This window comes from Shewanella avicenniae (assembly GCF_017354945.1).
Taxonomy (GTDB): Bacteria; Pseudomonadota; Gammaproteobacteria; order Enterobacterales; family Shewanellaceae; genus Shewanella; species Shewanella avicenniae.
The window spans coordinates 2,202,619-2,216,390 of sequence record NZ_CP071503.1 but is presented as its reverse complement, the minus strand read 5'-3'; the positions used below and the strand labels follow the sequence as shown (position 1 = coordinate 2,216,390).

The following is a 13,772-nucleotide window of genomic DNA, read 5'->3' as shown; positions in this document are numbered from 1 at the left end:
CCGCGATTTGGCGGCTCATATCAGGTACGGAACATGTTTTTTGAAGGTTCAGAGAAAAAAATCGAAATCATTGTGACGCAGGATACGCCATCGCTGCGTTCACTTGGTCGGCCGTTTTGGCAATCCATGGTGAGCAAAGCTAACGCAGAGATCCTGTCGTCGGTTAGCAATGAGTATTGCGATGCCTATCTGTTAAGTGAATCCAGTCTGTTTGTCTGGGATGATCACTTTTTGATGCTCACTTGTGGCACCACAACCTTGGTTCATGCGGCGACGCTGTTTATTGATACGCTTGGTGTTGAGGCGATCGCCTTTGCTAGTTATCAGCGTAAAAATGAATATTTGGCGCATCTACAGGCTTCTTCATTCGAAGACGACCTGAAGCTGTTGCGTGAAAAAATCTCAGGTAAAGCGTACCGCTTTGGCCATCTGGACTCTCATCATCACTATATTTTTTATAGCGACAGACCCTACGCCGCTGAGCAAGGCGACATCACCAATGAGTTGTTGATGTACCATATTGGCGGAGAGACCGCGCAGTATCTAACCTCTTCAAGACAAACGATCGACGGCGTGCGTCAACGCTTGCAGCTTAATCAGCTGCTGGGGGATTTTGCCATCGATGATTTTCTATTTGAGCCGTTTGGTTACTCGGTCAATGGGATCAGAGGTAAAGACTACTTCACCATTCACGTGACACCGCAAGAAGATACTTCTTACGTTAGTTTTGAGACCAATCTCGATTTGACCAAGCAGAATGTCGATATTTTCGCGACGTTATTACATGCATTGGCACCGGGGGCGTGGGATGTGATTGGCTTTAACGCTGCACCGATGACGCAAGATTATCCGGCTCATGTGCGCTTAGGCCAATGCAGCTTAACGATGGAACAGGGTTACGCGCTACACTTTAGCCACTATCAACGCTGCGAACATCAATATTTGCAGCCGACCGAACTTTAATCCGCCAGGATGCAAAGGGAATAACATGTCTGATTTAAGCGATATTCGACGGGAATATACCCAAGGCGGTTTGCGGCGCTCCGATCTGCCTGCGAGCCCGTTTAGCTTGTTTGAACGGTGGATGCAGCAGGCGGTGGACGCCAAATTAACAGACCCTACTGCAATGGTGGTGGCCACCGTTGATGAGCAACATCGTCCATTTCAACGCATTGTGTTACTAAAGCGCTTTGATGAAAAAGGCTTTGTGTTTTTCACCAACTTAGAAAGTCGCAAAGCGCAGCATATTGCCCATAACAGCGCCGTTAATCTGTTATTTCCATGGCATCCGTTGGAGCGACAAGTGGCAGTAAATGGCACTGCCACTAAGTTATCCTCGGCGGAAGTTTTGAAGTATTTTCTTTCGCGTCCGAAAGACAGCCAAATTGCCGCGTGGGTATCGAATCAATCCTCAAAAATCTCAGCCCGGCAAGTCCTTGAAGCCAAGTTTGTTGAAATGAAAAACAAGTTTGCCGCTGGGGAAGTGCCGTTACCGAAATTTTGGGGTGGATACCGCGTGGAGCCTGAATCAGTCGAGTTTTGGCAAGGCGGTGAAAAGCGACTGCATGATCGCTTTTTATATAGCCGTGAAGCCGATAACAGTTGGACGATTGATCGCTTAGCGCCTTAATAATTGCTCGAGTTGCAACCCCCTGAGTGGTGAACTAACTTTAAGTTAATTCTCCATAGACTTAGTTAGCGTAGCGCTATCAGTTGACACAGGGGGTGTTATGTACAGATGGCTAACGGCTGTATTGTGTGTCGTTTTGCCGTATGTCCATGCGGCAGATTGGCAACTTAATCCGCAACGTTCCTCTCTTTATGCTGTGTCCATCAAGTCACAGAATATCGCTGAAGCCCATCATTTTCAGATTGAAACTGCGACATTAAAAGATGACGTCCGTTTTGCGATGTCGATTGCACTGGCTACGGTTGACTCAGGCCTTGAACAGCGCGATGGCTTGTTACGTAGTGTTTTGTTTGAAGTTTCCAAATACCCCAAAGTCGATTTAACCGCGTCAATTACCACACAATGGCTGTCAGCGCTCGAGGTAGCATCGCCACGGGTGTTGGATGTCGATGCAACGCTGTCGCTACACGGCATAACCCAGCGACTTCGGTTAAGTTTAACAATTGTCAAACTTTCACCTTCGCGGCTGCTGGTGGTGCCATATCGGCCAGTGGTACTGGCACTAGATGACTTCGAATTAAGCAGTGGTCTAAAAAAGTTAGCTAAAATCAGTCAACTGGACGATATTTTCAGCGTTGTACCGATAAATTTTGTGTTGTCATTGGAGCGAACAGAGTAAAAGCGCGATAAATTTATGCCGGATCAATGTGTCATGGTATTAACTAAATAATAATGAAATGGTTACAATAATTTTATCCCATTTTCGTAAGATTACGTTCTTGATGAGTAGGAATGATGGTTACAGATAAAGATGGATATGCGCATCTAATCCAGTATTTGAGTGAAAATTTAGCGCTCTTCACTGTCGTGGGTACTGATCCCAGCGAAAGTTCAGTGCTGGAGTTGTTTGAGGAGCAGTTGGCTGCGCAGATTATTATGATTTGTGGCCAAAATCCTGAGCTATCGTTTGCTCAACGCAACACGGTGATCCGCGAAATTGATGCAGTGGTGTATGACTTAGAAGAGGTGTTGGGCAAGGTTGCGCACCAAAAGGCCACCATCGAGCAGATCCACTTTATTAGTGAGTTTTCTGGTTTGATTAAGAATCTATTTGATCAAGAAGTAAGCGATATGCTCAAGTAATCGAGTCTGTATGTCTCCTCCGAAGATAGAACGCAATAAAAAAGCCCTGAATAATCAGGGCTTTTTGGTATCTAAATGATTTTATTCTGCACGGTTCAAACGGGTTTCGATCAAAGTGTCAATAACCGCTGGATCTGCCAGTGTAGAAGAGTCGCCCAAGTTAGTGATCTCGTTCGCCGCAATCTTACGCAGGAAGCGACGCATGATCTTACCTGAACGTGTCTTCGGTAAGCCTGTGGCCCACTGAATGAGATCTGGAGTTGCCAATGCACCAATCTCTTTGCGGACCCATTGACGTAACTCTTGACGAAGCGCTTCAGATGGCTCGGTATCCTTATTCAGGGTGACGTAGGCATAGATACCTTGACCCTTAATATCATGTGGATAACCAACAACGGCGGCTTCAGCGACTAAATCGTGGGCAACCAACGCGCTTTCAATTTCCGCAGTACCTAACCGGTGACCCGATACGTTAATAACATCGTCCACACGGCCGGTAATCCAGTAGTAACCGTCTTCATCACGACGAGCACCGTCACCGGTAAAATACATGCCGCGGAAAGTCTTGAAGTAGGTCAGCGCAAAGCGATCATGGTCACCGTAAACGGTGCGCATTTGGCCAGGCCATGAATCCAGAATCACCAAGTTACCTTCAGTTGCCCCTTCCAATATCGCGCCAGTGTTATCGACCAACGCAGGTTGAACCCCAAAGAATGGTCGCGTTGCCGAGCCTGGTTTAGTGTCAGTTGCACCTGGCAGCGGGGTAATCAAAATACCGCCGGTTTCGGTTTGCCACCAAGTATCCACAATCGGACAGTTTTCATGACCGATGACTTCATGATACCAACGCCATGCTTCTGGGTTGATGGGTTCACCCACGGAGCCCATTACGCGCAGGGAATCACCTTTATAAGCGGAGAACTGCTCTTTACCTTCGGCCATCAATGCACGAATAAGGGTTGGGGCAGTGTAGAGAATATTGACTTTATGTCGGTCAATCATTTCACCTAAACGCCCTGGGTTAGGTGAGTTCGGTACACCCTCATGGATCAAAACTGTTGCGCAGTTCGCCAGCGGTCCGTACACCATATAGCTGTGGCCAGTAATCCAACCCACATCAGCGGTACACCAGTAAACCTCACCCGGACGATAATCAAAAACGTACTCATGGGTCATTGAAGCATAAACCATGTAACCGCCGGTGGTGTGTAACACACCTTTCGGGTTACCGGTGGAACCAGAGGTATACAGCAGAAACAGTGGATCTTCTGCGTTCATCTCTTCTGGTTCACAAAATTCTGAAGCTGTTTCGGTCAGTGAATGCCACCAAACGTCACGTCCTTCCACCCAGTTAATGTCATTGCCAGTACGTTTAAGCACGATCACTTTTTCTACTGTGGTGACATCTGGATTAGATAGCGCTTCATCAATATTGCGCTTCAGTGGAATTGCGCGGCCACCGCGTAAACCTTCATCTGAGGTCAACACGACTTTTGATTTGCCGTCGATGATACGTGAGGCGATGGAGTCGGGTGAGAAACCACCAAAGACAACGGAGTGCACCGCACCGATGCGAGCACAAGCCAGCATTGCGATGGCCGCTTCTGGCACCATTGGCATGTACATGGTGACAACATCCCCACGACGTACGCCTTGACTGCGCAGCGCGTTGGCAAATTTACATACTTCTTTATGCAACTGAGCATACGTCAGTTTGCGTTGTTCTTTGGCATCATCGCCTTCCCAAAGAATAGCAACCGTGTCACCGTTCTTTTCCAGATGGCGATCCAAGCAGTTAACGCTGGCATTCAATGTTCCATCATAAAACCACTGAATCGAGAGGTTATGATCATCGAAAGAGGTTTGCTTGATTTTGGTATATGGCTTCATCCAATCGATGCGCTTGCCATGTTCGCGCCAAAATCCTTCTGGATTAACTATTGATTCTTGATACATGCGTTTGTATTTTTCGTCATTAATCAACGCACTTGAAGCAACAGAATCCGGCACTTTATAAGTCATTGGTTGTGAGCACATAAACTCTTTCCATTTCAGTGATGCATGTCGCAAAAGTATGTTTGTATGCCGTATGCCATTCTATTAGACATTGGTCGATTTATACTTTAGGTTTATTTTTCAAGAAGATAACGGCTAGTTTGACGTGCTACAATTGTCTTGAATAAGCCATTTTTAGACGTAAATTTACTGCATCTTTTTGCGCTAACCATCGGTGGCATAAGTGATATTTCGCATTTGTGCTATTTGCGGTAGCTTATGGGCTTTGGACTTTTAGAAACAATAACAAACAGCTGACTTTCATGCTGTAACGGAATTGATGATGAATTTAACTTGGTTGGTCGCTGCCTTTGCGCTGTTTTATGTTTGCCTGCTGTGTTTGCTGGCGTGGGGGGCTGAACGATGGTTCAGCAATGTGACCAAAAAACTGCAACACTGGACCTATGCGCTGAGTCTCGCTGTTTATTGTTCGTCTTGGAGTTTTCTCGGTACGGTGGGGCAATCTGCAAATGATTTTTGGTCGTTTGTGCCAATTTTCATTGGGCCAATTCTGGTGTTTTTGGTGGGTTTCACGCTGCTGCGTAAGATGGTGATTGTGTCTAAGGCGCAAAATATCACCTCAGTGGCTGACTTTATTGCGGCTCGCTATGGCAAATCGCAACCTCTGGCGGTATTCATCACCTTAATTGCGATGTTCGGCATCATGCCGTATATCGCTTTGCAACTTAAAGCCATGGTGTTTGGCTTTAACCTGTTTCAACCTAAAGGCGAACCGCTCAATGGCACCCTCGTCGCGTTAATGCTCTCGGTGTGGTTAGCGGTGTTTGCCATTCTATTTGGTACTCGCAAGCTCGATGCTACCGAGCATAACCCCGGTATGATGTTTGCCATCGCCTTTGAGTCTTTGGTCAAATTGACCGCCTTTATCGTGCTTGGGGTAGTGGTGGTATTCGGTGTGTTTGGTGGCTTTGGCAATTTGTGGGAGCAAGCATCAACCGCGGGCATCATTCAACATCCTAACATGCGCCTAGAGTCGATTATTCCCGATGTTGTGGTGGGAATGGCAGCATTTCTTTGTATGCCACGTATCTTTCATGTGATGGTGGTAGAGGCGCAAAATGAGCGTAATTTACGTAAAGCGCGCTGGGTGTTTCCGTTGTATTTGGTGCTATTTGCCGCCTTTGTTGGGCCGATGGCGTTAGCAGGGAAGTTGCTGCTGGGCGATACTGTTTCACCCGATACCTATGTGATTAATTTGCCGCTGGCATTGGGAAAAGAGTGGTTAGCTGTGGTCGCTCTGTTGGGTACTATGTCGGCGGCAACCGGTATGGTGATTGTTGCGGTGGTGACCATCAGTATCATGATCAGTAATGAGTGGTTGGTGCCTGTATTGTTGCGCACAGGCCAAATTAAGCGCGGTAATTTTAGCCAATTCTCGACGCAACTGCTGTATGTGCGGCGCATTTCTATCGTGCTGATTTTAGCGATGGGATACGTGGCCTATCTTAGTTTTCAAACTAATGATTCTTTATCTCACCTCGGTATGTTGGCGTTTGGCTCGTTTGCGCAGTTAGCGCCTGCAGTGGTTGGTGGGCTTTATTGGAAGCGAGCGAATCGCTCCGGGGTGATGCTGGGCTTAGCTGTTGGTTTTGTGTTGTGGGGTGTACTGCTATTTCGTGATGCGGCAATTTCAGGTGATCTATTTACTCACGGTATGTCAACGTTCACTGATGTTACGCCCAATATTCACGATATTTTGACCTCGCTTATCGCCAACTTTATCTTTTATATCCTCGGTTCGATTTGGTTTCGGGCTGGGGTTGTTGACCGTATTCAAGCCAGTGCCTTTGTTATTCCGGGGCAGATGAGAAACAGTGGTAACCGCCGCGCGGTACAGATCAGTCAGCAAGATTTGCTGATCTTGGCCAGTCGCTTCGTCAGTCCAACCCGCGCCTATGAAAGCTTTTCACGTTTTTCTCCCGAAGCTGTGCGCAGTGATAGTTGGCATAAGTCCGCCTCGCGTGGATTGATCAATCATACTGAGCACCTGCTCGCCGGTGTGTTAGGGGCTTCAAGTGCGGCCGTGGTGATGGACTCAGTACTTGAAGGCCGTGATTTGGCGCTTGACGAAGTGTTTAGCTTGGTGGATGACGCATCATCGCAAGTCTTGCTAAGCCAAGATATGCTGCGTGCTGCGATTGAACACGCCAATGAAGGGATGAGCGTGGTCGATAAAGATCTTAATCTAGTGGCGTGGAACTATCGTTACGAGGAGTTATATCGTTATCCAAAAGACTTTTTGCAACCGGGGATGCCGATTGCGAAAGTGATTCGATTTAACGCCGCGCGCGGCTATTGCGGTGTAGGTAGCATTGATGAGCATGTAGAAAAGCGGCTGAATCATATGCGCGCGGGTTCTGCTCATAGCTCTGAGCGGCAACGCAAAGATGGCAAGGTCATTAAAATTCAGGGTAACCCAATGCCGGATGGCGGTTTTGTAATGACCTTTACCGACATTACCCAATACCGCGAGCAGCAAAAAGCGTTGCAAGCCGCTAATGAAAACTTGGAGGCGCGGGTACGTGAACGTACCTACGAATTGGCGTTACTCAATAGCCAACTGCTTGAAGCTAAAGCGCAAGAGGAGATGGCAAACGCCTCTAAAAGTCGATTTTTAGCCGCGGTGGGGCATGACTTGATGCAGCCATTGAATGCTGCACGCTTGTTCACCGCATCGCTAAATCAGCATCCTAATGTGCCAACCGATGTGCAATTGACACTCAACCACATCAACGTGTCGCTGAAAAACGCCGGTGAACTGCTTACTGATCTGCTGGATATTTCGCGCTTGGATTCTGGCAAAGTGGATGTTAAACGCCGTGATTTCTCTATTGAAGAGATAATCTCCACCATGGCGGTTGAGTTTGAAGCGATGTCGGCTGATAGCCACATTCGGTTTAAGGTGGTGCCGTGTAAAGCCACTGTCAATTCAGATCCGGCGTTGTTGCGCCGTATCATTCAAAACTTCCTCACCAACGCCTTTCGATACGCTAAGGGCGGTAAGGTGCTTATTGGGTGTCGCCATCGAAAAGGCATATTGGAAATTCAAGTGCTTGATACCGGCTGCGGCATCGAACCGGCTCAACTGAAATCAATTTTCCAAGAATTTAAACGCATTGATAACCCGCACTCAAAGAGCGCCAATGGGTTGGGACTGGGCTTGGCGATTGCCGAACGCATCAGCAAGGTGCTAGAGCATGATATCAAAGTCCATTCAATTCACGGCAAAGGGTCGATGTTCTCTGTCTCTGTGCCTATGGGCTCAGTCGCTTCTGCACCTAAATTTAATAAGATTCAAGCGGCGGTGAAAACCTTGGCGGGTGTAAAGGTGCTCTGTATCGATAACGAAGAAACCATTTTAGCAGGGCTTGAAAGCTTACTTACCCGTTGGCAGTGCGATGTTATTTGCGCTAACGATATTGATGATGCGCGGATAAAATTGGGCTTGAAGGGGGTTGCACCGGATATCGTGTTGGCGGATTACCATCTTGACGATGGTAAAAACGGGGTTGATGCGATGGACGCCATCCGTGCCGCTTATGGCGAGTATCTCCCGGGGATTTTGATCACCGCTAATACCAATAAAGCGGTGATCGATGATGTTGAACAACGTGGTTACCACTACATGGCGAAGATGGTAAAGCCTGCAGCTTTGAGAGCGCTTATTTCTAGCTTAGTTCGCCAGCGCCGCTAGTGGCTTTACTTTTAATTCAGCGCGCTGGGTGCTTTGCCAAGGACGGTAAATTAAACAATAGAATGTGGTTGCTATTAGCCATGCCATCAACAGGCTGGTCAAATCGTGACTAAGAAAGTGTGCACCACGAAGTTCCTGTGCGATGCCAAATGTAAGTCCAATCATCATAGCCACCGCTAACCAAATTCTGCGGCTTTGCGGGCGATGGACTAAGGCAACATAGTAAAGTGCTACCCATGCAAACGCGCCACTGCTGTGGCCACCGGGATAACATTGGCCAAGGCTTAAGTTGGAATTCAAGGTTTGCGGAAATTCAATATAGGGCTTAGTGCCACCAAATAATGTGAGGTCCCAAGGACAGCTCACGTTAGTGATCTGTTTGCCATATCTCACCAATAAAATAGTGCTGGCGACGCTGCCCAGTAACATCCAAAGCGCTTTGCGATATGGCTTAAGCGTGTTGATAAAGTGACTCAACACCGTCAGTACAATAGCCAATACTGAAGCCGCGGTAACCAGATGTCTGCCACCACTATGAATCACTGTTTCGAGAAACCACTGATGGCGTAAGCTCCAGCCGTTTCCACCTTCCAGCGCGAACAACCAGTTTGCGAGTAAAAGATCTAACGACAACTGATGGATAAACGTCAGGATCACTAATCCAACAAAGCAGGGGAGTAACAGTTGTTGCGCATACCATTGGGTGGCAGAAACTTCGCGGTTTAGCATGGTTCGCCTTAGCATTCGTTCAATAGTCGACAAAGAGTCTGTGCGGGAAAAATTAAGATATTCTTAAGCCTTTGCGTTTTGTCGAAATGCTGACATATCGAGCACGCAATGCTTTTAAGTGCCAAATAGCCAGCATAGCTTTTCACTGAATTTCAAGGATTAGTCTTTAGTCGTGAGCGCGTGTTGAGCGCTTGAATTCATCCATTTCTCAACTAACGTTAAAGTTTCAAGCTAATGACTTAATAGCGAAAAATTGTGTACGTTCAGAGTGAGGGAATATGAAGGACGAGTTGTTTGAATTCGCGCAAGAAGCTGAAATAGTCAAAAGTGAGTTAATCGCTGATACTTGGAAGGTGCTATCAGTTGAGGATAACGCCCACTATCAGGCCAGTTTAGTTAATAGTCTTCATGGATATTGCGTTAAGGGCCGCCCAATCAAAATGTTGACCGCGGCTAATGCAATCGACGCCGCTGAAATTATCGCCTCTACGCCCGATTTAGCGGTCGCATTGCTTGATGTGGTTATGGAGGACGATGAAGCCGGCCTGCGACTAGTCAATACCATCCGCAATGTGCTGGGTAATACTGCGTTGCGGGTCATATTACTCACTGGGCAACCCGGTATGGCGCCATTTGTTGATGTGATGCAGCATTACGATATCGATGAATATTGGCAAAAGACCGAAATATCCGTTGATAAAATCCGCAGTATTGTATCGGCAAACCTAAGAACTTGGCACGCCTACTACGCCTTGGAAACTGCTAGAAAAAGCCTGAGTATGGTGGTGGAAGCATCAAAAGAGTTATCGCGCTTACGCGATGTAACATCCTATTCCAATGTGTTATTGCAAAAAGTCGCCGAGATTATCGACGCCTCTGCCGGTGGTATTATTTGTGCGTTAGACGACGTTGATGATGGGGCGGGAGTCTATAAAGTCATCAGCCGTTCTGGGCGTTTTGCTGACATACTCCAACAGCAAGTGAATACACTTGATGATATTCCCGTAAACTACCTCGCGGGGTTAACTGAGCTGATAAAGCAATGTCAGTTACAGCGGCAACATCAATTTTCAAATCATCTCAGTGTGCTGTATTTTGCTACGGATAAAGCTGAGCGCATTAGTCACTTTATTATGGTGGTTGAGTCGGAAAAACCTCTCAGTGATTATCATATCAACTTACTTAAAGTTTTTAGCGAAAACGTAAGTAATGGTTTTAACAATATTTTGCTTTGTGACCGTCTGACGGAGTTGGCTTATTATGACAATGAGTTAAAGCTTCCTAACAGAGCATGGTTACTTCGTTTCATTGATAGTTTGACCGCGAAAGAGCGCAACGATGCCGTACTGGTAACCTTTACCATCAGTGATTATCACGAACTATTACTGGGAATATCAAGTGAGTATATCTGTCTGATATTAAAACAGTTCATTGCTCAGATTAGCGCGTTGTCTGGCAAAGACTGTTACATTGCAAGAATGAAGTTAGATTGTTTTACCGTCGTGTTACATCGAGAGGATCTGCAACACCAACAATCTTTAGCGGCTCTTAGCCATCTCAAGCTTATCGTCGATAATATTCAATTGCATCTCGATGTGATTGTCACCGTGATGGATCTGTCGCTTGTTGACAAAGTTGATGCTCGAGAGGTGTTTCACTTGCTAAGTTCGACGATTCAACGCGGTCGTAACGCTGGTAAACAGTTTATCGAATATTCAGCGCAGTTTGGGCTTGAGGCTGTTAATCGCCATCGATTATTGCAAGGGCTAAATGAGGCCATAGAACACAATCATCTGTTTTTGATGTATCAACCCAAAGTCCGTCTACACGATCGTGCAGTCGTAGGATTGGAGGCGCTAGTGCGCTGGCGTACCGCAAGCGGTGAATTTATTTCACCAGCAGAGTTTATCCCGGTTGCGGAAATGTCTGGGCTTATCAAGAAAGTGGATCTTCGGGTATTTGAGATGAGTTTGGTTGCGCTGCAAACACTCAAGCATCTTGGGCTGGCGGTTCCTTTATCATTCAATGTCACAGTTTCAGACTTAGAAGATGAGGTGTTTACTCATGCGTTACAACGCCTTGTAGACAGCAATTCTGAGCTTAAGCAACTATTGGAGATCGAACTGACAGAATCGCAAGCCATGGCTGACTATCAACAGATATCACCACTACTTAAACAGCTTATCGACGCTGGTATTGGGGTGAATATCGATGATTTTGGTACTGGTTATTCATCGCTTAAACATCTCACCGATTTAACTGCTACGCACTTGAAGATAGATCGTTCCTTTGTTGACTCAATGCTCACTGATTGTGCCGGTGAACATGTGGTCGATGTCATTATTCGGTTAGGAAAGCGCTTTAATTTTACGGTTGTGGCCGAAGGGGTTGAAACAGAGGCTCAGCAGCAAAAGCTCATGCAGCTTGGTTGTGACATCGGGCAAGGCTATTTATTTGCTAAACCCATGGTATTAGATGATCTGATTATATGGTTAAAAAATAACAATATTGCCTGATGCCCCAGGATAAGGAATTCGATTGCCTGCAACAATAACTAGTGAGGCTCGCATAAGATTTAGCAGCTTGGTGTTCTGCTTTGGGGTAGCAATTTTAGCCCTGTTATTCAGCTTGCTGATCTATAGAGTTCAATATTCTGGCAACTTGCGGACATTATTGTCCACGCACAGCGAAGTGACCCACAAAGTCGGGCTAATGGTGGTTCAGGAACTTAGTGAGCTTGAAGACTTTATTCGCATGTTGAAAATTAACGGTGTCATTGAACAAAGTTTGTCAAAAGATAAGCCGATTAATGCACCCGCTATTCAGAAAGAATTTGCCAAAGTAGGTGAGCATCTCGAAAATTTATTGCAGTTGCGTTGGTTAGATGAGGCCGGCTATGAACGAGTGCGGGTGGACGTAAAATCTGGGCGTTCTTTTATTATCAGTGACGATAAACTGCAGTTTAAAGGCGATCGTTATTACTTCACCGAAGGCATGCAGATCACCACGCCTCATGCCTATCTTAGTCCGATAGACCTTAATGTTGAGCATGGTGAAATTGTTGTCCCGTTTGAGCCAACGATACGGATCACCTTGCAGACAGAGGACGAGCATAATCTTAGAGAAGGCTTGCTGATTGTTAACTATAACCTTGGCCCGTTACTCGGACGATTGGCAGCACTGTCCAACGAAGAAACCGTCATTGAAATAACGAATGAACAGGGGTATTGGCTGGTGAATCCAGAAAGCAGCAAAAGCTGGGGTCTGGATCTTGATAAACCCGAACACAATCTCAGTCTCGAGTTTCCCGAACTTTGGCACGCGATGGCCGAGACCGATTTCTCTTTTGGTAAGACCCTTGATTCGCGCTTAGTCAGCTTTCAACGTGATCAACTATCCAGTAGTGGCGTAGTGATGCCTGATCGAAAAATCAATATTGTGGTGTCTACTTCACCTGCTATTTTAGCTGCGCTACAACATGCCACTTTGATGCCAGCGTTGATTGTAGGTGCAGTGATACTGGTATTGGGGCTAGGGTTTGTCGTGAGGGATTATTATGGCCGAATCGCAATTTTTAGGCTGAGTAACTCGCTGGCGCACGAGCGAGATTCGCTGAAACAGGTTAACCAGCAGCTCGATAGTAAGCTGCATCAAATCAATCTACTGCAAGATGATTTAGCCGAGGCCAAGCGTTTGTCGTCGTTAGGCGTTATGGTGGCTGGGATTTCCCATGAGATGAATACCCCCGTTGGTGGTGCAATGTTAACAGTGTCTGAAATCCGCCATCAATATCAACAACTGCAACGAGCGTTGAGTAGCGGATTAACGCGTAAGGCGCTTGATGATTTTATGCTGCGAGTCGGTCATAGTATTGAACTGTCGGAGCGCAATCTTGAGCAAGCGAATAATGTGATACAAAGCTTTAAGCGTTTAACTCTCACGCGTGTTCAGGATGAATTTAGTCAAGTCAGTTTACAGCAATTGGTTGATGACATCGTCGTCGGCCTGATGTCTTATATTAAAAAATCCCATGTGGTGGTCGTCAATGACATAGGAAAAGATGTAGTGTTGTTAACTCAGTCCGGTATTCTCTCGCAGGTGCTACAAAATCTATTAACCAATGCGTTAGAACATGGGTTTGGCGAAAAGCTAAATGGTCACATCCATCTGCAATATAGCGCGTCTGAACACCATCACCACATCACTGTGATTGACGACGGTTGTGGTATTCCAGAGGCTTTACTCAGCACTATCTTTGATCCATTTGTAACCGGTAATCGTGGTAAGCAACACTCAGGACTGGGGCTACATTTGGTACATCAATGGGTAACTCAATGTCTATACGGTGACATAAAAGCCGAGCGATTGACGCTAGGCAGCCGTTTTACGATCAATTTGCCCAAAGACCCATTGAGCAACACTGCATCCTCTGCACCATCGACATTGTCTCAGGCATTTAGTGGCAACATCTCCGCCGCATATAAAAAGCCGCATTAAGCG

General features: G+C 46.4%; 9 protein-coding genes. 7 read left to right on the top strand and 2 right to left on the bottom strand.

Annotated elements, in window-relative coordinates; all coding sequences use genetic code 11:
- Positions 1-33 precede the first annotated feature (33 nt).
- From JYB87_RS09770 to JYB87_RS09755, 4 genes are all read left to right on the top strand, one after another.
- Positions 34-963, top strand: coding sequence for an adenosylmethionine decarboxylase (locus JYB87_RS09770; RefSeq protein WP_207353323.1), 930 nt, complete (start codon positions 34-36; stop codon positions 961-963).
- A gap of 25 nt (positions 964-988) precedes the next feature.
- Positions 989-1,630, top strand: coding sequence for a pyridoxamine 5'-phosphate oxidase (gene pdxH, locus JYB87_RS09765; protein WP_207353322.1), 642 nt, complete (start codon positions 989-991; stop codon positions 1,628-1,630).
- Positions 1,631-1,730: 100 nt separating this feature from the next.
- Positions 1,731-2,309, top strand: a complete 579-nt coding sequence (locus JYB87_RS09760) for a YceI family protein (RefSeq protein WP_207353321.1) — start codon at positions 1,731-1,733, stop codon at positions 2,307-2,309.
- Between the two features lie 116 nt (positions 2,310-2,425).
- Positions 2,426-2,773 carry a DUF3802 family protein gene (locus tag JYB87_RS09755; RefSeq protein WP_207356653.1) on the top strand — a complete coding sequence of 116 codons (348 nt, stop codon included), beginning with the start codon at positions 2,426-2,428 and terminating at the stop codon, positions 2,771-2,773.
- Positions 2,774-2,854: 81 nt separating this feature from the next.
- On the opposite strand, the gene acs is transcribed toward JYB87_RS09755, so the two are convergent.
- Positions 2,855-4,810, bottom strand: coding sequence for an acetate--CoA ligase (gene acs / locus JYB87_RS09750; protein WP_207353320.1), 1,956 nt, complete (start codon positions 4,808-4,810; stop codon positions 2,855-2,857).
- Between the two features lie 301 nt (positions 4,811-5,111).
- Between acs and JYB87_RS09745 the strand changes: the two genes are divergently transcribed.
- Positions 5,112-8,543 carry a hybrid sensor histidine kinase/response regulator gene (locus tag JYB87_RS09745; RefSeq protein ID WP_207356652.1) on the top strand — a complete coding sequence of 1,144 codons (3,432 nt, stop codon included), beginning with the start codon at positions 5,112-5,114 and terminating at the stop codon, positions 8,541-8,543.
- Here JYB87_RS09745 and JYB87_RS09740 read toward each other — a convergent pair.
- Positions 8,523-9,272, bottom strand: a complete 750-nt coding sequence (locus tag JYB87_RS09740; protein ID WP_207353319.1) for a phosphatase PAP2 family protein — start codon at positions 9,270-9,272, stop codon at positions 8,523-8,525. The genes JYB87_RS09745 and JYB87_RS09740 overlap by 21 nt on opposite strands.
- A gap of 278 nt (positions 9,273-9,550) precedes the next feature.
- On the opposite strand from JYB87_RS09740, the gene JYB87_RS09735 reads away from it, so the two are divergent.
- Both JYB87_RS09735 and JYB87_RS09730 read left to right on the top strand, forming a co-directional pair.
- Positions 9,551-11,788: an EAL domain-containing protein gene (locus tag JYB87_RS09735; RefSeq protein ID WP_207353318.1), complete on the top strand. Its 2,238-nt coding sequence runs from the start codon at positions 9,551-9,553 to the stop codon at positions 11,786-11,788.
- Positions 11,789-11,945: 157 nt separating this feature from the next.
- Complete coding sequence (locus tag JYB87_RS09730; protein WP_207353317.1) at positions 11,946-13,769, top strand: sensor histidine kinase; 1,824 nt, start codon at positions 11,946-11,948, stop codon at positions 13,767-13,769.
- The last annotated feature ends 3 nt before the right edge of the window (positions 13,770-13,772 follow it).

Bases quoted from the DNA above. Each gene is read 5' to 3' on its own strand.
- JYB87_RS09770 (WP_207353323.1), top strand. From the start codon at position 34: ATGTTTTTTGAAGGTTCAGAGAAAAAAATCGAAATCATTGTGACGCAG.
- pdxH (WP_207353322.1), top strand. From the start codon at position 989: ATGTCTGATTTAAGCGATATTCGACGGGAATATACCCAAGGCGGTTTG.
- JYB87_RS09760 (WP_207353321.1), top strand. From the start codon at position 1,731: ATGTACAGATGGCTAACGGCTGTATTGTGTGTCGTTTTGCCGTATGTC.
- JYB87_RS09755 (WP_207356653.1), top strand. From the start codon at position 2,426: ATGGTTACAGATAAAGATGGATATGCGCATCTAATCCAGTATTTGAGT.
- acs (WP_207353320.1), bottom strand. From the start codon at position 4,810: ATGTGCTCACAACCAATGACTTATAAAGTGCCGGATTCTGTTGCTTCA.
- JYB87_RS09745 (WP_207356652.1), top strand. From the start codon at position 5,112: ATGAATTTAACTTGGTTGGTCGCTGCCTTTGCGCTGTTTTATGTTTGC.
- JYB87_RS09740 (WP_207353319.1), bottom strand. From the start codon at position 9,272: ATGCTAAACCGCGAAGTTTCTGCCACCCAATGGTATGCGCAACAACTG.
- JYB87_RS09735 (WP_207353318.1), top strand. From the start codon at position 9,551: ATGAAGGACGAGTTGTTTGAATTCGCGCAAGAAGCTGAAATAGTCAAA.